This window comes from Gracilibacillus boraciitolerans JCM 21714 (assembly GCF_000521485.1).
Classification (GTDB): domain Bacteria; phylum Bacillota; class Bacilli; order Bacillales; family Amphibacillaceae; genus Gracilibacillus; species Gracilibacillus boraciitolerans.
In genome coordinates this window covers 470,784-490,348 of sequence record NZ_BAVS01000001.1, presented here as the reverse complement: position 1 = coordinate 490,348, position 19,565 = coordinate 470,784, and the positions used below count along the sequence as shown (strand labels likewise).

Here is a 19,565-nt window from a genome sequence, read left to right as displayed (position 1 = left end):
CAAGAAAATCTTCCAGAATTAACGAAAGCTATGCAATTATATAGGTGTTCACACATAAGCTATATAAGAATCCACATTATCACGAATGTTAAGTTCTTCATGAGATGAAGAGGAGGGGTATGATGAAATTTTATACAATTAAGCTCCCGCGGTTTATCGGTGGTTTTATTCGTGCAATATTAGGGTCAGGAAAGAAATAAGAAAAAGGCTCCTCAAGTATGGGAGCCTTTTTCTATCTTTCATTAAGCATATACGAATTAAACGCGTTCTACTTTGCCAGATTTAAGCGCACGAGCAGAAACATACACACGTTGAGGTTTGCCGTCAACCAAAATTCTTACTTTTTGTACGTTTGCTTTCCATGTACGCTTATTTGCGTTCATCGCATGTGAACGATTATTTCCTGAAGTCGTTTTACGACCAGTTATTACACATTTACGTCCCATAATTTTGTTCCCTCCTAATACACTAACTCTGTACATACTTATATAATTTATCATACTTTTAACCATTTTGCAATTTGAAAATTAAAAAACAATGATTATTCATGTAAAAATGAAATAAAACCCAAACTGTTAAGAAGTAATTCTTTGACAACAGTATTTAAATAACTGTAAATTCAACTCTATCGAAAGCGAAGTAAATGGACAGAGCTTTTTCCTTATAAGCATCATACTTTCAAAATTGTCGCTCGTTCGCTGACGCTGAGTTAATTGTGTATTTATTATTAGGTATATGAGAATGCTTGACATACTTATTATTTTCATACATTCTATAATTAAATAGTCTTATTTCTGATATAATAGAAGTTATCTGAATATTAGGATGCTCGTTTTACTGATTCATAAAGGAGGATGCAGGATGTCAATTGAGCTCAAGAAAGATGATGGAATTGTAACAATTACAAATGAAGTGATAGCAACAATTGCTGGAGGTGCAGCAATTGAATGTTATGGAATTGTTGGAATGGCTTCAAAAAACCAATTGAGAGACGGAATTGCAGAAATCTTAAGAAAAGAGAATTTCGCGAAAGGTGTTGTGGTTCGTCAGGAAGAAGAACATGTCCATATTGATATGTACATCATTGTCAGTTATGGAACAAAAATCTCTGAAGTAGCACATAATGTTCAATCACAAGTTAAATATAATCTGGAGAAAACACTCGGATTAAAAATAAGGTCTATTAACATTTATATTCAGGGTGTTCGTGTCATCCAGGATTAATTCCGATAGTAGTTTTTGTTAAATGGAGCAGAGGGAGGAAGTAGCTAGTGACTCAAAAAAATATAACTGGATCAATGTTAGCTAATATGGTGTTAGCTGGGGGGGCAAATTCTTTAACAAATAATGCCGATCGAATTGACGCACTAAATGTATTTCCAGTACCGATGGGGGATACCGGTACGAATATGAACTTATCCATTACATCTGGCGCAAGTGAAGTAAAAAAGTCAGATCAAAGCAGTGTTTCTGCTGTAGCCAATGCTTTTGCGAAAGGTTTGTTAATGGGTGCCAGAGGTAATTCTGGTGTGATTTTATCTCAACTGTTTAGAGGATTTGCTAAAGGCTTAGAAGGCAAGAAGGAATTAGACATAGATAGTTTTGTTATAGCTTTGGATAATGGCGTTAGTACTGCCTATAAAGCAGTAATGAAACCAGTGGAAGGGACTATACTTACAGTTGCAAAGGATACTGCGGCTGAGGCGCAAAAAATAGCCGAGGAAGAAAAAAGATATTATTTCTTTTTTCGAAAAAGTTGTACATGCTTCTAAAAAGTCGCTTAAAAGAACACCTGAGTTATTGCCAGTATTAAAAGAAGTAGGCGTTGTTGATAGCGGTGGCCAAGGTTTAGTGGTTATTTATGAGGGATTTTTGGCAGCGCTAAAAGGAGAAGAAGTACCAGAATTCTCTGAAGATGAGACAATGAATTTAAATGAATTTGTTCATGCCGAACATCATAAAATGGCTCAGGATTTTATGAGTACAGATGATATTGAATTTGGTTATTGTACAGAATTCATGGTTCGCTTTGAAGAGGATAAGCTAAAAGACCATCCATACGATGAAGCAAAGTTCAGAGATGAATTAATCAAACATGGTGATTCGTTACTAGTAGTTTCCAATGATGAAATTGTAAAGGTTCATATCCATGCAGAATATCCTGGAGATATATTTAATCTTGGTCAACGTTTTGGCAGCTTTATTAATCTTAAAGTAGAAAATATGCGTGAACAGCATTCAAATATCGTCGATAAAAAACCAGCAAAATCAAAAGACAAACAAAAATTTGGAATTGTAACTGTAGCAATGGGAGATGGATTAACGAAGTTATTTAAAAGTTTAGGAGCTACCGTGGTTATTCAAGGTGGTCAAACAATGAATCCCAGTACACAAGATTTGGCGAATGCTGTAAAAGAAGCTCACGCAGAAAACGTACTGATATTACCTAATAATAAAAATATTATAATGGCTGCAGAGCAAGCTGCTGAATTAGCTGAAGGTAATGTGGAAGTGGTTCAAACAAAAACAATTCCACAAGGGATGACAGCTATGTTAACGTTTAATCCAGAACTATCAATAAAAGAGAATCAACAAGTAATGACAGAGTCATGTAAAGCAGTTAAAACCGGTCAAATTACATATGCTGTCCGAGATACACAAATCGATGGTATGACAATTGAAAATGGGCATTATATGGGGCTTTTAGACGGGAAAATTAAAGTAACAAACGCAGACCATATTACTGTGATTAAAGAATTATTAACAAAGATGATTGATGTAGAGGAAGACGAGATTGTTACGGTAATTCGTGGGGGGGAAGAAACGAATGATAAGGAAGAAGAAGAAATTATTGCATTTATAGAAGATCATTTTGAAGATATCGAAGTGGAGGTTCACCAAGGTGACCAGCCAATCTATTCTTACATCTTTTCGATTGAATAAACTTTGAAAAGCTCTATCCAATGTGGTAGAGCTTTTCTTTCTAAAAAGCCGAGTATAAAAGTGAGTGTGAATCGTATGAATAATATTTCCGTGCAAGAAGTGATTGAAGTTGGACCTAAGTTAACAGAGACCTTGGCACAAATTGGAATCCATTCCGTTGAAGATCTGCTTTATTATTTTCCTAATCGTTATGATCATTACGAACAAAAGCTACTTCATGAACTAGTACATAATGAAAAAGTAACCATAACAGGTGAAGTTATCCATGAACCAACCCTTCAGTTTTATCAAAAACGAAAATCGAGATTAGTAGTTTCTTTGCGATTGATGGTGTGGTGGTCAAGGGTGTTCTGTTTAACCGTGCCTTTGCTAAAAAGCACTTTGTTCCAGGTGAAGAGATGTCTGTTAATGGCAAGTGGGATCAGCATCGCTTACAAATAACCATCGATAATTATAAACAAGGGAGTATCGATGAAACAAGTCCGATTACCCCCCCTATCTACTCTTCAAAAGGCGATATAAAGAGTGCACAATTAAAAAAAATTATAAAAAATGCTCTAGCGACCTATCGTGACGCTATTGTTGAAATATTACCTGTTTCTTATTTGGAAACATATAAATTACCTGAACGGAAGGATGGTTTGGCTCAGATTCATTTTCCTGCCTCATTTGAACAGCTGAAGCATGCTAAAAGGAGATTTATTTATGAAGAATTGCTATTATTTCAAATAAAAATGCAGCTCTACCGCAAGAGAAATCGTGAAGAAACGGAAGGAAATGCTCAAGAAATACAAATAGAAAAGGTAACTAAACTGGTCGACTCCTTTCCTTTTACGTTAACATCTGCACAACAAAAATCACTAAAAGAAATTCTCGAAGATTTGCAGTCCCCTTATCGAATGAACCGACTGTTACAAGGTGATGTAGGTTCAGGTAAAACTGCTATAGCTGTCATTAGTTTATATGGATCTGTAACAGCAGGTAAGCAGGTGGCATTTATGGTGCCAACTGAAATTCTGGCAGAGCAGCATGAAGCTTCATTGCGGGAATTATTACCTGATGTAGTAACGATCCATCGACTAACTGGCTCTATTAAAGGTAAAAAGAGAAAAGAGATATTAGCTAATATTGAAAATGGTAGCTGTGATGTCGTGATTGGAACTCATGCTCTTATTCAAGATGAGGTAAATTTCGCAAATCTTGGTTACGTTATTATCGATGAGCAGCATCGATTTGGTGTACAACAAAGAAATACTTTGAGGGAAAAAGGTATTTTAGCAGATATTTTGTTTATGACCGCAACTCCAATCCCGAGAACTCTATCGATTACAGCTTTTGGTGATATGGATGTTTCCAAAATAGACGAAATGCCAAAGGGCAGAAAACCAATTGATACGTATTGGGTAAAGCATAACATGTTTGAAAGAACAGTAAATTTTATATATAAAGAAATAAAGAAAGGTGCTCAAGCTTATGTAATATGTCCATTAATTGAAGAATCTGATAAATTGGACATCCAAAATGCGTTAGATCTCTATCATCAATTGCAAGAAGTATTACAGGATAAGGCTAGTGTAGGACTGATGCATGGCAGATTAACCTCAGAAGAGAAAGAACAGGTTATGATAGATTTTGCTAAGAATAAAGTTCAACTATTAGTGTCTACTACCGTAGTTGAGGTTGGGGGGGTAAATGTTCCCAATGCGACGGTAATGATGATTCAAGATGCAGATCGATTTGGCTTATCACAGTTACATCAGCTGCGAGGCCGTGTTGGCAGAGGGGAAAAACAAAGCTATTGTATCTTAGTAGCTGATCCAAAAGGCGAAAACGGAAAAGAAAGAATGCGAATTATGACCGAAACAACAGATGGATTTGTGTTGGCTGAACGTGATTTAGAGTTGAGAGGACCAGGAGATATATTTGGAGTGAAACAAAGTGGTTTGCCAGAATTTAAATTAGCGGACATGGTCCACGATTATCGGGCATTGGAAACTGCTCGAACGGACGCCATTGAAATTGTGGAGCAACATAAATGGAAATTCCCCCGAGTACCAAGGTTTAATGAACTATTTAATAAATGAAATTAAAATTGATACAAAATTATTAAATTAGAGATACTTGCATAATCTTCGATGGTATTATATATTACTATTAGTACCTAGTCATAATATTAATAAGGGATATTGTTGACGTAGAATGATGGACGGTGGATCGTATGAAACGTAATAAGAAAGAAAGACAAGTCAGCTTGAAAGAAACCATTGAACAGAAACCTTTTATTACCGACGAAGCATTAGCAAATATGTACGAAGTCAGTATTCAGACGATTCGACTTGATCGAATGGAACTTAATATACCAGAGTTAAGAGAAAGAATTAAATCTGTTGCAACTTCTACATGGAATGAAACGGTTAAAGCTTTAGCGATTGATGATGTAATTGGGGGGGAAATAATTGATTTAGAATTGGATCAGCGGGCTATTTCGATTATGGATATTACAGCTGATCATGTCTTCACACGTAATAAAATTGCGAGAGGCCATCATTTATTTGCGCAAGCCAATTCATTAGCTGTAGCGGTGATTAATGATGACTTAGCCTTAACAGCAAATGCAGATATCAAGTTTATCAGGCAAGTAGTTGAAGGAGAACGTGTTATTGCTAAAGCAAAAGTAATCGGTATGGAAATAAACAATCGCACAGTAGTGGAAGTACATAGTCATGTCGATAACGAGCCAGTTTTTACAGGCGTTTTCGAAATGTTTCGATCAACTCAAGAGAAAGAGGGGGGGTAAGTAATGAGGATTGCTATTGATGCAATGGGTGGGGGGGATCACGCACCAAAAGAAATTGTGCTCGGCGCAGTAAAAGCCGTTAAACAGTTTGATAATCTCCAAATTACCTTAGTTGGTGACGAGAGTAAAATAAAACAATCTACAGAAAATCATCCATCGATTACTATTATTCACACAGAGGATAAAATTACTAGTGAAGATGTACCTGTAAAAGCCGTTCGACGTAAAAAGAAAGCATCTTTAGTGTTAATGGCTAACGAAGTGAAAGCGGGAAAAGCTGATGCCTGTATTTCGGCAGGAAACACAGGCGCGTTGATGAGTGCAGGATTATTTATTGTCGGCAGAATAAAAGGTATTGATCGGCCAGCACTTAGTCCTACTTTGCCAACAGTTGACGGAAAGGGATTTCTGCTATTGGATGTAGGTGCAAATGTGGATGCCAAGCCACAACATTTGCAACAGTATGGGTTAATGGGTTCTATCTACATGAAAAGTGTTCGGAAAGTAGAAAATCCACGTGTTGGACTTTTAAATGTGGGGACAGAGAGTGGTAAAGGAAATGACTTAACAAAAAAAGCATTTGATTTATTGCAGCAACTTCCGATTAATTTTGTTGGAAATGTCGAAGCAAGAGATTTATTAAATGGTGTGGCAGAAGTAGTTGTTACCGATGGATTTAGTGGAAATATAGCGTTAAAAACAATTGAGGGAACTGCTTTGACTCTTTTTTCGATGCTGAAAGAGAAATTTATGAGCAATACCAAAACAAAAATCGCAGCAATGTTAGCTAAGACAGAGTTAAAAGGATTAAAGAACCAATTGGATTATTCTGAATATGGTGGCGCAGCTTTATTTGGGCTTAGTGCTCCTGTGATCAAAGCACATGGATCCTCAAATGCACAAGCTATCTTTAGTGCGATAAAACAATCCATGAGTATTGTAGATGAAAATGTAGTAGAGACAATTGAATCTGAAGTACAGCAATTGCAAACTTCTACTGAGGAGGAATAAATTTTGAAGAGAGTAGCATTTATTTATCCAGGTCAGGGATCACAAACAGTAGGGATGGGTCAAGACTTATATCAGGAATATGATCGAATCAAACAACTGTTTGAGACAGCAAATGAACGCTTAGGTTATGATTTGACATCTATTATGTTTAATGGACCAAAAGAACAATTAACTAAAACGGAAAACACACAACCAGCTTTGTTGCTGGTAAGTGCAGCGATAACACAATTGTTAGCAGAAGAAAATATAAAGCCGGTAGTTACAGGCGGTCATAGTCTTGGTGAATACAGTTCCTTAGTTACTGCAGATGCAATTTCCTTCTCGGATGCAGTCTTATTGGTACACGAGCGTGGTAAATTAATGGAACGTGCCTATCCAGAAGGAAAAGGATCAATGGCAGCAGTGTTGGGTATGGATAAAGATACTTTAGAGTCTGAATTGGTAAAGATTAGCCAAGATTTGAATGAAGTAATCGAGATTGCAACTTAAATTGTCCGGGCCAAATCGTTATTTCAGGTGCAAAGCCAGCGATTGATAAAGCGGTTGAAACATTAAAAACTGCAGGTGCCAAAAGAGTGTTACCTTTACCAGTTAGCGGACCATTTCATTCTAGTTTAATGAAGGTTGCCGCAAATGATTTTGAACAATTAGTGGAGAATATAAAATGGTCTGACGCAGCTATACCTGTTTATGCCAATGTGCTGGCAGAAAAGGTGATAGAAGCAGATTTAATAAAAGAATTATTAGTGAAGCAGCTTTATTCACCAGTTCGATTTGAAGAAATAATTGAACAGCTTCTAGAAGAATCACTTGATGCAATTGTAGAAATAGGAAGTGGTAAAGTTCTAACAGGTTTAGTGAAAAAAGTAAACAAAAGAGCTACCACTTTTGCCGTGCAAGATCAGGATTCTTTAGATGAATTCATCAAATGGTTCAAGGAGGAAGAATAATGTTACAAGACCAGGTAGCTATAGTCACAGGCGCTTCACGAGGGATAGGCAGGGAGATTGCTTTAAGTTTTGCCAAGAGTGGAGCAAAAATAGTCGTGAACTATGCTGGCAGCGATGATCGTGCAGAAGAAGTTGTTTCAGAAATTAACGCAAATGGTGGCGAAGCAATTAAATTCAAAGCCAATGTCAGTAATGAGTCTGAAGTAAAAGCAATGATTAAAGAAACGATAACAAGATTTGGAAGTTTGGATATTTTAGTAAATAATGCGGGTATTACGAAAGATAATTTGTTAATGAGAATGAGTGAAGCAGATTTTGATGAGGTAATTGATGTCAATTTAAAGGGTGTATTTTTATGTACAAAAGCGGTTACCCGTCAAATGATGAAACAAAAAAGTGGCCGTATTATTAATATATCTTCAGTTGTAGGGATTAGTGGTAATCCAGGACAAGCAAATTACGTATCTGCTAAAGCTGGTGTAATAGGTTTAACGAAAACAACTGCTAAGGAATTGGCACCTCGAAATATTCTTGTTAATGCAATTGCACCTGGATTTATTGCTACAGATATGACAGATCGATTAACCGATGAACAAAAAGAACAAATGCTTAAATTGATTCCTTTAAATAAGCTGGGAGAAGTTTTGGATGTAGCAAACGTTGCGTTATTTTTAGCTTCAAAACAAGCTAATTATGTTACGGGACAAACCATTCAGGTAGACGGTGGAATGGTTATGTAATATGATAGAATTACTCTTTGAAAGGAGGTGACGGAAAATGGCAGATGCGTTTGAAAAAGTAAAACAAATCGTTGTCGATCGTTTAGATGTTGATGAGGATAAAGTAACATTAGAAGCTTCGTTTAAAGATGACTTAGAAGCAGATTCTTTAGATGTGGTGGAACTAGTTATGGAACTTGAAGATGAGTTTGACATAGAAATTGCTGATGAAGATGCAGAAAAAATTTCTACAGTAGGTGATGCTGTAAATTACATAAACAGCAACCAATAAACTTGTCTTAGTGAGAAAAGTCTTACTCTAGTAAGACTTTTCTCACTTTTTAAGTATTAGTAAAGCATTGAGAATATAGGGTTGGCGATAGACTGATTTTTCTATATAATAATGACTAGTATTGAATCATGTTGGTAGGTGAATAGAGTGTCAGATTTTAATGGGCTTCAAAAAGATTTGGAAATTTACTTTGATAATGTAAAATTATTAAAGCAGGCTTTTACGCATTCATCCTATGTGAATGAGCACCGGAAAAGAAATCTGTTAGATAATGAAAGACTAGAATTTTTGGGGGGATGCTGTTTTGGAATTAGGTGTCTCGCAATATCTTTACCGTGAATATAATGAGCTTGAAGAAGGTGATTTGACAAAGCTAAGAGCTTCGATTGTTTGTGAACCAGCTTTAGTTAAATTTGCTGAATCATTAGATTTTAGTAAATATGTTCTTTTAGGCAAGGGAGAAGAAATGACTGGTGGTCGCGATCGGCCAGCATTATTAGCGGATGTCTTTGAAGCTTTTATTGGTGCATTATATTTAGATCAGGGCTATGAGAAAGTAATTTTTTTCTTGAATAAGTATGTGTATCCGCAAATAACGACCGGTGCTTTTTCGCATACGATGGATTATAAAAGTCAACTGCAGGAGACAGTTCAACAACACAAAAATAAATTAGTGGAATATGCGATCATAGATGAAAAAGGACCTGCACATGATCGTGAATTTTTTTCTGTTGTAACAATTAATGGAAAAACGGCAGGTAAAGGGATAGGGCGAACAAAAAAAGAAGCAGAACAACGCGCAGCAAAGCAAGCCTTAGATGCATTACCAAACTAAAAACAGTTGCTATTTCCTATCAAGAAATAGCGACTGTTTTTCCATCCGAAAACTTTCATTTATAACTAAACTGCGAAGTAACAGATTTGTTAAAAAAGTTATGTGATAGACAGAAATTTCATGCACCTTCTTATAATTCCCGTGAAGAGTAAAGAATTATATCCTAGATTCAAAAAAGTGCTTATTTCCTGACTCTTGAACAGAGATCTACCCAAAGCGGAGGAAAAATGCGACACTCCTGAGGGATTAGTGCGAGCTGAAGATCCACTTTGGAAAGTGGTTTTCTATCCAATGTTAGCTGAAGCCGCACCCCCCTAGGAAAGGGAGTGTTTTTCCGCAGCGATGGTAAACTACTCATCATAATCCTTTATGAAGAACGCTCTAACTTGTTCGCAGTTTTTGTCTAATGTGCATTTGATGTAGGATAGTCAAATTGCTGGAGCTAATCATTATTTACGGTATTGTCTTAGCTCAGCGATAAATGCCTGGATCTCGGCTACTGTTAATTTACCCTTTTGTTTCAATAAATCATATAATGCTTTTAATTCCTCATAATTATTTAAATCATAATCTTTCGGATTCATTATGGAGTCATTAACCACTTGAAGCATTTTCCCCATATTATAAATAATATATTCTAAATTTTGTTCAGACTTTTCTTCTAAATTCAATGAAATATCCTCCTGTATTCGTATTTTGATAATCTTCCTTCTCACACTCTACTGTTTATGATAAAATAAATTAATTGAAATGCAAAGGATAACTTGTGTTTCTATATTTGAAAAGTCTTAAAAAGACAATAAATAGGGGTTTTAACATGTATTTAAAACAATTAGACACTATTGGTTTTAAATCTTTTGCTGAACGGATCAAAATCGAATTTGTTACAGGAGTTACAGCTGTAGTTGGACCCAATGGAAGTGGAAAAAGTAATATTACCGATGCAATTAGATGGGTGCTTGGTGAACAATCTGCCAAGTCTTTGCGTGGAGTGAAAATGGAAGATATCATTTTTCAAGGCAGTGATACTCGTAATGCATTGAATGTTGCAGAGGTAACATTGGTTTTAGATAACTCTGATAATCAACTTCCTGTAGATTATCAGGAAGTAAGCGTGACCCGGAAGGTATATCGTTCAGGTGAAAGTGAATTTTTAATGAATAAACAGCCATGTCGTCTTAAAGATATCACGGAGCTTTTTTAGATTCAGGATTAGGACGGGAAGCATTTTCGATTATTAGTCAAGGTAAAGTCGAAGAAATTCTTAGTTCTAAATCTGAAGAAAGAAGAGTCATTTTTGAAGAAGCAGCGGGTGTATTAAAATATAAGAATCGAAAAAAACAAGCAGAATATAAACTTGCAGAGACGCAGGAGAACTTAAATCGTGTAGAAGATATTGTATATGAAATTGATGGTCAGATGGAGCCGTTAAAACAACAAGCAACCATTGCTCAGGAATATTTAGCCCAGAAAGAACGCCTTAAAAATATTGAAGTAGGATTATTAGCGAAGGAAATTGAAAGTCTTCATGAAAAATGGGGGGGAAATTCACAATTAGAACTAGATGAAAAAGGTCAAATATTAAGAGACAAACAGAATTGGTTAGAAACAAGAGAAACTGAAAATAACCATTATAAAGAAGACATTCAAACAATAGATGAGCAGATAACTACTCTTCAGGAAAACTTACTTGTGGTGACACAGGAACATGAAAGTTTAACAGGAAACAAAAAGATTTTTAGAGAAAGACTTCAACATTTTCAGGAAAATAAAGAGAAATTGGAGCAAGAGATCACGGATGCGCAGAAGAAAAGAACGCAACTTGAACAAAAGTTGAAGGAAGAACGTCATGTATTGAAAGATAATAAACAGCAAAATCAATATATTTCTAAACGAATTCTTTCACTGGCAGAACAACTGGACAAAGGAAAAAATACAATCGAAGCAGATATTGAAACATTAAAAAGCGATTATATTGATTTATTAAATGAACAAGCTGCAAAGCGTAATGAAAAAAACTCAATTCATCAACAGTTAGAAAGAATGCATGGTAAACAAACCGTGCAGTCATCAAAATGGCAACATCTTCATGAAGAACGAATAAAACTACAAAAAGCTGTTCATGATTCAGAGTCTAACTATAAAAAACAGCAACAACAATTAGATATCATGCAAGCAGACTATAATAAATTGGCACGTGACATGACAGTAGACACTAAATTACTGGATGATATGCAACAAAAGTTAGTTAAAGGATACCAAATGGTTGAGAATCTAAAATCCAAGAAAGAAATGTTAGAGGATTTAAAGGAAGATTTTCAAGGATTTTATTTTGGTGTTAAAGAGGTATTAAAAGCAAGAGATCGGAAAGTACTTACAGGAGTTCACGGTGCCATTCCAGAGCTTATTGAATTTGATGATCGATTCATCGATGCTATGGAGACAGCTTTAGGTTCACAAGCGCAACAAATCGTTGTGGATACAGAAAAATCCGCTCGTGAAGCCATACATTGGTTGAAAAAGACAAATAAAGGGAGAGCAACATTTCTACCAATAACATCGATGAAATCAAAACAATTGCCAAGCAATATTATTAATTTACTTGAGAATGATCATGATTATATTGGAATAGCTGTGGAACTAATTGAGTTTGATCCAAAGTATATGGTTATAATGCAGTCACTGTTAGGAAATGTAATTATTTCCAAATCATTAACAGCTGCTAATAGGTTTGCACAGCAGACAGGGCGTAGATACCGCATTGTAACACTCGACGGTGATATTGTTAATCCTGGAGGATCGATGTCAGGTGGGGCAAAGAAGAACAACAATCAATCTTTGTTTACCCGAGATAGAGAGTTGAAAAGTTTGACCAAAAAGCATCAGGAATACCATGTAAGGGTACTGGATTATGAAAAAGAGATTAGAGCGCAAAAAGAAAAATTAGAATCTCTAGAGTCAAAAAAAACAGATCAATTTAATCAATTAGAAGAGGTCCGCAAAGAATATCAGCTGCATTTGGAAAATTTTAAAGAATCGAAATTATCCTTAGAGCATTTAAACAGTCAGTTATCGATTTATGATCAGGATAAAATGCAACAAGAAGAAGATCGTACCCAGTTGACTGGACAGGCTGATCAAATAGAAAAAGATCTACTCCTGTTAAAAGAGCAGTTAGAAACTTTAGATGTTCAAATAAAGTCATTAATGGACCAACATCAAAATTTTGAAGCTAAAGAAGAACAATTGAAGCAGGAATTACAGGAATTAAGAGTGCAAGAGGCAGAAGTGCGAAGTAAACTCAACAATCAAAAAGAAAAAACAGCAAAAACTCAGTCAGATATAACTGAAATTCAGTTCTTGATCAATGATAAACAAAAACAATTAAAGCAATTAATTGCTGTTAAAAATAGTCAACAAACAGAAGCAGAAATTGACCAGGAAATTGAGGACAAGAAAGCTGATAAAGACAGGAAGCAAGAGAACCTTCAGCAAATCCGCAAGCAACGGGCAGAGACACAACAAAAAGTAATTACATTAGAAGCATCTATTAAGCAAGTCCAAAAAGAAGAATCGTACTTAAAACAAGAGATTCAATCCATTGAAATTAAACGAAATCGATTAGATCTTGATTTGGAAAACAGATTACAATTCTTAGAAACGGAATACAACATTACGTTCGAAAAAGCGAAAAGTGACTTTGAGCAACCAGCTATTTTGGAAGATGCAAAAGAACAGGTGAAGCTAATTAAGAAATCTATCGATGAATTGGGTACAGTTAATATTGGTGCAATCGATGAATACGAAAGAATTAAAGAACGATATGAATTTCTAACTAGTCAACAAGAGGATTTAATTGAAGCGAAACGAACTTTATATGATATTATCGCTGAAATGGACGAAGAAATGACTAGAAAATTTGAAGAGACATTTACCCAAATTAAAGATGAATTTACTGTCGTTTTCCAGCGGTTGTTTGGTGGTGGACATGCAGAGTTAAAATTAACAAATCCAGCTCATTTGCTAGATACTGGTGTAGATATTATTGCTCAGCCACCGGGAAAGAAATTACAACAACTAGGTTTGTTATCAGGTGGTGAAAGAGCCCTTACTGCGATTGCTTTACTTTTTGCAATTTTACGTGTGCGTCCTGTGCCATTTTGTGTACTTGACGAAGTGGAGGCTGCATTAGATGAGGCAAATGTGACGCGTTTTGCTAAGTATTTAAAACATTACAGTAAACATACACAGTTTATCGTAATAACACACCGAAAAGGAACGATGGAAGAAGCAGATGTGTTATACGGCGTTACGATGCAGGAATCAGGGGTATCTCGCTTAGTTTCTGTTAAATTAGAAGAAGCTCCAGAATTATTAGAAGTATAAAAAGGAGGTAAAATTTTGAGTTTTAAAAAAGTTTAAAAAGAAAAATTTCAATCCAATGAAAATAATGAGGAAATATCTGATAAATATAAAGAAGGTCTGAGTAAAACAAGAAAATCTTTTTCAGAAAAAATTAATGATCTTGTTGCTAAATATCGCAAAGTGGATGAAGAGTTTTTTGAAGATCTGGAAGAAGTGCTTATTTCAGCAGATGTTGGCGTCTCTACCGTTATGGAGTTAATCGAAGAATTAGAAATGGAAGTAAAAAGGAAGAACATTAAAGACACACAAGAAGTTAAACAAGTAATCTCAGAGAAATTGGTCGAGATTTACCAGGGAGCAGATGAGTTAGATGATAATGTCGCATTAAATATACAAGACAATGATTTAACGGTCATCCTTTTTGTTGGTGTAAATGGTGTTGGTAAGACTACTACTATTGGGAAGTTAGCATATCAACTGAAGTCTGAAGGAAAAGAAGTATTACTGACAGCTGGAGATACCTTTAGAGCAGGTGCAATCGAGCAGTTAAATGAGTGGGGGGGAAAACGGGTTGGCGTAGATGTAATTAAACATAGTGAAGGTAGTGATCCTGCAGCAGTTATCTATGATGGTATTCAAGCAGCAAAGTCACGTCGAGCAGATGTATTATTATGTGATACAGCTGGTCGATTGCAAAATAAAGTCAACTTAATGAACGAATTGTCTAAAGTAAAACGGGTAATTGAGCGTGAAGTTCCTAATGCTCCACATGAGGTTCTCTTAGTTTTGGATGCTACCACAGGTCAAAATGCTTTAATCCAAGCCAAAACATTTTCACAAACAACAGATGTCTCTGGTATTGTCTTGACTAAATTGGATGGTACTGCGAAGGGCGGCATTGTATTAGCGATTCGAAAAGAACTTGGAATTCCTGTTAAACTTATAGGACTGGGTGAAAAAGTCACCGATCTTCAAATATTTGACCCTCATGCCTTTGTATATGGATTATTTGCTGATATGCTAGAGGAAGACGAATAAATAGTCTTGAAGCTTGACAGCAGTTATCCATAATTATTAAAATTAAGTGTAAAGTCATTATACTTAACAAGGAGCTATTTTATGTTAGAAAAAACGACAAGAATTAACGCTCTTTATGATTTTTATCAAAAGCTGTTAACGAATAAGCAAAGAAATTACATGGAGATGTATTATTTAGAAGATTTTTCCCTTGGTGAAATTTCAGAAACAGAACATGTATCAAGGCAAGCGATATTTGATAATATTCGCAGAACAGAACAAACGTTAGAGGATTACGAGGCAAAATTACAGCTTTATCAAAAATTCTTAAAACGACAATCGTTATTAAAGGAATTGGATGACATGATCGATCATAATCATTCACTAGTAACGGAAAAAATTAAACAAATAATGGAAATGGAATAGGGGGGCGTTTGATATGGCATTTGAAGGTTTAGCCGACCGCCTGCAGAGTACGATACAGAAGATTAAGGGTAAAGGTAAGGTAACGGAGCAAGATGTCAAAGAAATGACGAGAGAGGTTCGTTTAGCATTATTAGAAGCTGATGTGAATTTCAAAGTAGTTAAAGATTTTATAAAAAAAATAAAAGAACGCGCAATTGGCCAGGAAGTAATGGAAAGTTTAACGCCTGGTCAACAGGTTATTAAAGTAGTAAAAGAAGAATTAACTAATCTAATGGGTGGAGATGAAAGTAAGATCGCTGTAGCTGATAAATCCCCCGACCGTAATTATGATGATAGGTCTGCAGGGTGCAGGTAAAACAACTACCACAGGGAAATTAGCTAATTTATTGCGCAAAAAGTATAATCGAAAACCATTGCTCGTTGCAGCAGATGTTTATCGCCCCGCGGCAATTGATCAGTTAGAAACGCTTGGAAAGCAATTAAGTATGCCAGTATATGCAGAGGATACAGATGCGAATCCTGTAGATATAGTTAATAACGCGATGGAACATGCAAAAGAAGAGCATTTGGACTATGTTTTAATTGATACCGCCGGTCGTTTGCATATTGATAATGATTTAATGGACGAATTAGTACAAATAAAACAGAATGTAGATCCTGATGAAGTATTTTTAGTAGTAGATTCGATGACAGGACAAGATGCGGTTAACGTCGCAGAAAGTTTTAATGAACAATTAGAAATTTCTGGTGTTATTTTAACGAAATTAGATGGTGATACTCGCGGTGGGGGGGCAGCGCTCTCTATTAAAGCTGTTACCGATAAGCCAATCAAATTTGCTGGTGTGGGAGAAAAGCTCGATCAAATTGAAGTTTTCCATCCGGAGCGTATGGCCTCCCGTATTTTAGGTATGGGTGATGTCTTATCATTAATTGAGAAGGCTCAAGAAAATGTCGATGAAAAACGAGCAAAAGAGCTTGAGGAGAAAATGCGTACTGCTACTTTTACGCTTGATGACTTTCTGGAACAGATGGGCCAAGTAAAGAATATGGGACCACTTGATGAATTAATGGATTTGATTCCTGGAGCGAATAAGATGAAAGGTCTTAAAAATGTTGACTTTGATGAAAAACAAATTGCGCATGTAGAAGCGATTATTCAGTCCATGACAACAAAAGAGCGGCAGGAACCCAGCCTGATGAATGCAAGTAGAAGAAAGCGAATTGCTAAAGGTTCAGGACGTTCTGTTTCTGAAATAAACCGCTTGTTGAAACAATTTGAAGAGATGAAGAAGATGATGAAACAAATGACAAATATGCAACAAGGTAAGAAAGGAAAAAAGGGTAAAAAACCTAAAGGATTAAATTTTCCATTCATGTAAGGTAAAAACCCTTTACAGATTAAAATAAATCTGATACAATTTTATCTTGTGTAAGACATTTATATGGAGGTGTAAGATATGGCAGTAAAAATTCGCTTAAAACGTATGGGTTCTAAAAGAAATCCATTCTATCGTATCGTAGTTGCAGATTCTCGTTCACCACGTGATGGACGTATTATCGAACAAATTGGAACATATAATCCGGTTGTTAATCCGGTTGAAGTGAAATTAGATGAAACTAAAGCACTTGATTGGATGACTAAAGGTGCTAAACCAAGTGATACGGTACGTAATTTATTCTCAAAAGAAGGCATCATGAAGAAATTCCACGAATCAAAAAATCAATAACAAAGTGATGTGATTCGCGATGAAATCATTGATTGAAACAATTGTAGAACCATTGGTCGATCATCCCGCAGATATTGTTGTTACTGAGAGAGAAGAGGAAAACAAAATTGTTTATCATCTTCAAGTTCATGAAAACGATGTCGGTAAGGTGATCGGGAAAAATGGACGAATTGCAAAATCAATCCGAACAGTTGTATATGCAGCTGGAATGAAATCTAATAAGAAAATCTATTTAGATATCATGTAAAAAAGAGGGAGGGCAACCCCCCCTCTTTTTTGTATGAAAATAACAATACCACTACCTGAAATAACTAAACTTCGAAGTAACAAGTTAATTTGAAAGTGTGTTAAGTGGAAGCACTAGCTTCGTCCATTTACTTCGCTTTCCGCGGGCATGGCCTTAGCCTCCTCACTCACTTTGTTCGTTGCGGGGTCTTCGGCTCATGCTATTCCCGCAGGAGTCTACGTAAATGGACTACGCTTAAGTATTACGCTACAACGATTTTGAGAAATATCATAATGCTACTAATCTCATCAAAATGCTTTAGATTAGAAGTTGTCACTTGTTCGCAGTTTGTGTCGATGGTGATTATATATTTTGTTTTGTAGTCGGTTACACAAGTTCTTTTGACGGAGTGACTTGCGCTTTTGATTGTTGACATGCTATTCTTTTGTTAGGTGTGTCCATACTTAACATAGTATGAGGGGGAGGCTGAAAATGAATATTATAAAAAAAGTCACCGTAAAGAAAATTGTCACAGATGATAGCAAGGCACAGCTTAGTGAAGAATATCAATTAAAAATATTTAAATTAGAACAAGAATGTGAACAATTGAAATTTGAACAAAAGAAGCTTGAGCAAAGATCCGCAAGTAAAAAAGCAGATATTGCAGTGAAGTTCAAAAAAGAAATTACCAATCGTAAAGATCATATTAAATGGTATACATACAAGCTGGAACAACTGGAGATTTTACCAATTGGCAGTGAAATGAATGATGGAGAAGTAGAGGCATTAATTACTATTGAAGAAGGAATGAATTGGGACAATCTAACGGAGGAAAAATCAATTATTGTCAAAGATGGCATCATAACTAAAATTACATAATAGGTGGTTTGAAAATAGATGGAACATTTAAAAGTAGGGAAAATAGTCAACACACACGGTATTAAAGGAGAAATAAAAGTCTTACGGATAACGGATTTTGAAGAACGATTTCAGGCAGGTACCACTTTATGGATACAAGATAGTAACAATAATTTATTCAATGTTAAAATCGACGGTCACCGCATACATAAAAACTTTGATTTATTACATTTTGAAGGGTACGATAATATCAATGACGTCGAACCATTCAAAGGTATGTATCTATTTATAAAAAAAGAAGATATAACGGAATTAGAAGACAATGCATTTTATTATCACGAAATTATTGGTTGTACTGTCGAAACAATGAATGGTGAACATATCGGAAATGTAACAGAAATACTTTCTCCAGGTGCTAATGATGTATGGGTGGTAAAAAATACAAACGGTAAAGAATTCTTAATTCCTTATATTGAACAAGTTGTCAAAGAAGTGGATCTGCAAACTCAACTAATTAAAATTGAACCAATGGAAGGGTTATTTGAATGATGCGAATCGATATTCTTTCCTTATTTCCAGAGATGTTTGACGGGGGGGTTTTTCAAACTTCTATGTTAAAAAAGGCGAGTGAGGCTGGAGCGTTTCAATATAATTATATAAATTTTCGCGATTACACTGATAATAAACATAATAAAGTAGACGACTATCCTTACGGTGGAGGAGCTGGAATGGTGTTAAAACCACAACCGATTTTTGATGCCGTAGAAGCTATTGAACAGGAGAGCAAAAAAAACCCTCGAGTTATTCTGATGTGCCCACAAGGAGAAAGATATACCCAAAAAAAAGCAGAAGAATTAGCAAAGGAAGATCAGTTAATTATTATTTGCGGTCACTATGAAGGATATGATGAACGTATCAGGACAGAACTTGTAACGGATGAAATCTCAATTGGTGATTATGTGCTGACAGGCGGAGAATTAGGTGCGATGGTTGTGATCGATAGTCTTGTTCGATTGCTGCCAGGAGTTCTTGGAAACGATGACTCGGCTGTTCAGGACTCTTTTTCCACTGGATTATTAGAGCATCCTCATTATACGAGACCTGCAAATTTCCGGGGGTTAAAAGTTCCGGAAGTATTATTATCCGGTAATCATGCACATATTGAAGAGTGGCGAAGAAAAGAAGCATTAAAAAGAACCTATTTAAGAAGGAAAGATTTACTAGAACACCTAGAATTAACTGAGAAAGAAAAAAAATGGTTAACCGAATGGGAAACTTTCTAAGAAAATAGTTGAAATACGAAAAGTCTTATGATATATTGATAGTTGTGCTTAAGTGAATACTTAAGGTATAAAACGATGTTCCGCTATCTGTATAGTTTCGGTATGAGCATTAGTTG

General features: G+C 35.6%; 21 protein-coding genes and 3 pseudogenes. 22 read left to right on the top strand and 2 right to left on the bottom strand.

Annotated features, from left to right (window positions below; genetic code table 11):
- Positions 1-104: 104 nt before the first annotated feature.
- Positions 105-200 (top strand): stage V sporulation protein SpoVM, encoded by a 96-nt coding sequence (gene spoVM, locus JCM21714_RS23505; RefSeq protein WP_084040543.1) that lies wholly within the window; start codon positions 105-107, stop codon positions 198-200.
- 57 nt (positions 201-257) lie between these two features.
- Here spoVM and rpmB read toward each other — a convergent pair whose 3' ends face one another.
- Complete coding sequence (gene rpmB / locus JCM21714_RS02500) at positions 258-446, bottom strand: 50S ribosomal protein L28 (RefSeq protein WP_035721520.1); 189 nt, start codon at positions 444-446, stop codon at positions 258-260.
- 415 nt (positions 447-861) lie between these two features.
- On the opposite strand from rpmB, the gene JCM21714_RS02495 reads away from it, so the two are divergent.
- The 11 genes and pseudogenes from JCM21714_RS02495 (at position 862) to rnc (ending at position 9,547) form a co-directional block, all read left to right on the top strand.
- A complete protein-coding gene (locus JCM21714_RS02495; protein ID WP_035721517.1) occupies positions 862-1,224 on the top strand; it encodes an Asp23/Gls24 family envelope stress response protein in 363 nt (120 codons plus the stop codon).
- Between the two features lie 47 nt (positions 1,225-1,271).
- Positions 1,272-2,943: pseudogene (locus JCM21714_RS02490) on the top strand (DAK2 domain-containing protein).
- Positions 2,944-3,003: 60 nt separating this feature from the next.
- Positions 3,004-3,384 carry a hypothetical protein gene (locus JCM21714_RS23500; protein ID WP_369403395.1) on the top strand — a complete coding sequence of 127 codons (381 nt, stop codon included), beginning with the start codon at positions 3,004-3,006 and terminating at the stop codon, positions 3,382-3,384.
- Positions 3,279-5,027 carry an ATP-dependent DNA helicase RecG gene (gene recG / locus JCM21714_RS02485; protein WP_369403394.1) on the top strand — a complete coding sequence of 583 codons (1,749 nt, stop codon included), beginning with the start codon at positions 3,279-3,281 and terminating at the stop codon, positions 5,025-5,027. Before JCM21714_RS23500 ends, recG begins: the two co-directional genes overlap by 106 nt.
- Positions 5,028-5,161: 134 nt before the next feature.
- Positions 5,162-5,740, top strand: a complete 579-nt coding sequence (gene fapR, locus JCM21714_RS02480) for a transcription factor FapR (RefSeq protein ID WP_035721835.1) — start codon at positions 5,162-5,164, stop codon at positions 5,738-5,740.
- 3 nt (positions 5,741-5,743) lie between these two features.
- Positions 5,744-6,751, top strand: a complete 1,008-nt coding sequence (gene plsX, locus JCM21714_RS02475; RefSeq protein WP_035721514.1) for a phosphate acyltransferase PlsX — start codon at positions 5,744-5,746, stop codon at positions 6,749-6,751.
- Positions 6,752-6,754: 3 nt separating this feature from the next.
- Positions 6,755-7,240, top strand: a complete 486-nt coding sequence (locus JCM21714_RS23495) for an ACP S-malonyltransferase (RefSeq protein ID WP_369403393.1) — start codon at positions 6,755-6,757, stop codon at positions 7,238-7,240.
- Between the two features lie 14 nt (positions 7,241-7,254).
- Positions 7,255-7,701, top strand: coding sequence for an ACP S-malonyltransferase (locus JCM21714_RS23490; RefSeq protein WP_369403422.1), 447 nt, complete (start codon positions 7,255-7,257; stop codon positions 7,699-7,701).
- On the top strand, positions 7,701-8,441 hold the full coding sequence (gene fabG, locus JCM21714_RS02465; protein WP_035721511.1) for a 3-oxoacyl-[acyl-carrier-protein] reductase: 741 nt from the start codon (positions 7,701-7,703) through the stop codon (positions 8,439-8,441). The genes JCM21714_RS23490 and fabG overlap by 1 nt, the downstream gene beginning before the upstream one ends.
- A gap of 37 nt (positions 8,442-8,478) precedes the next feature.
- Positions 8,479-8,712 carry an acyl carrier protein gene (gene acpP / locus JCM21714_RS02460; RefSeq protein ID WP_035721508.1) on the top strand — a complete coding sequence of 78 codons (234 nt, stop codon included), beginning with the start codon at positions 8,479-8,481 and terminating at the stop codon, positions 8,710-8,712.
- 147 nt (positions 8,713-8,859) lie between these two features.
- Positions 8,860-9,547, top strand: a pseudogene (gene rnc / locus JCM21714_RS02455) (ribonuclease III).
- 449 nt (positions 9,548-9,996) lie between these two features.
- Here the strand turns inward: rnc and JCM21714_RS02450 are convergent.
- Positions 9,997-10,218, bottom strand: a complete 222-nt coding sequence (locus JCM21714_RS02450; protein ID WP_035721505.1) for a DUF1128 family protein — start codon at positions 10,216-10,218, stop codon at positions 9,997-9,999.
- 146 nt (positions 10,219-10,364) lie between these two features.
- Here JCM21714_RS02450 and JCM21714_RS23485 point away from each other — a divergent pair, with 146 nt between their 5' ends.
- The 10 genes and pseudogenes from JCM21714_RS23485 to trmD all read left to right on the top strand — a co-directional run bounded on the left by JCM21714_RS23485 (position 10,365) and on the right by trmD (position 19,449).
- On the top strand, positions 10,365-10,751 hold the full coding sequence (locus JCM21714_RS23485; protein ID WP_369403392.1) for an AAA family ATPase: 387 nt from the start codon (positions 10,365-10,367) through the stop codon (positions 10,749-10,751).
- 29 nt (positions 10,752-10,780) lie between these two features.
- Positions 10,781-13,933 (top strand): chromosome segregation protein SMC, encoded by a 3,153-nt coding sequence (smc, locus tag JCM21714_RS02445; protein ID WP_369403421.1) that lies wholly within the window; start codon positions 10,781-10,783, stop codon positions 13,931-13,933.
- Between the two features lie 72 nt (positions 13,934-14,005).
- Complete coding sequence (gene ftsY / locus JCM21714_RS02440) at positions 14,006-14,950, top strand: signal recognition particle-docking protein FtsY (RefSeq protein ID WP_052000331.1); 945 nt, start codon at positions 14,006-14,008, stop codon at positions 14,948-14,950.
- Between the two features lie 81 nt (positions 14,951-15,031).
- A complete protein-coding gene (locus tag JCM21714_RS02435; RefSeq protein WP_035721502.1) occupies positions 15,032-15,355 on the top strand; it encodes a putative DNA-binding protein in 324 nt (107 codons plus the stop codon).
- A 13-nt stretch (positions 15,356-15,368) separates the two neighbouring features.
- Positions 15,369-16,734 (top strand): annotated as a pseudogene (gene ffh / locus JCM21714_RS02430) (signal recognition particle protein).
- Between the two features lie 78 nt (positions 16,735-16,812).
- On the top strand, positions 16,813-17,082 hold the full coding sequence (gene rpsP / locus JCM21714_RS02425) for a 30S ribosomal protein S16 (RefSeq protein WP_035721500.1): 270 nt from the start codon (positions 16,813-16,815) through the stop codon (positions 17,080-17,082).
- Positions 17,083-17,101: 19 nt separating this feature from the next.
- Entirely contained in the window at positions 17,102-17,329 is a 228-nt protein-coding gene (locus JCM21714_RS02420; protein WP_035721497.1) for a KH domain-containing protein, read from the top strand.
- Between the two features lie 471 nt (positions 17,330-17,800).
- Complete coding sequence (locus JCM21714_RS02415; protein ID WP_035721494.1) at positions 17,801-18,187, top strand: YlqD family protein; 387 nt, start codon at positions 17,801-17,803, stop codon at positions 18,185-18,187.
- A gap of 18 nt (positions 18,188-18,205) precedes the next feature.
- Positions 18,206-18,715 (top strand): ribosome maturation factor RimM, encoded by a 510-nt coding sequence (gene rimM, locus JCM21714_RS02410; RefSeq protein WP_035721492.1) that lies wholly within the window; start codon positions 18,206-18,208, stop codon positions 18,713-18,715.
- Positions 18,715-19,449, top strand: coding sequence for a tRNA (guanosine(37)-N1)-methyltransferase TrmD (gene trmD / locus JCM21714_RS02405; RefSeq protein WP_200868429.1), 735 nt, complete (start codon positions 18,715-18,717; stop codon positions 19,447-19,449). The genes rimM and trmD overlap by 1 nt, the downstream gene beginning before the upstream one ends.
- Positions 19,450-19,565: the final 116 nt, after the last annotated feature.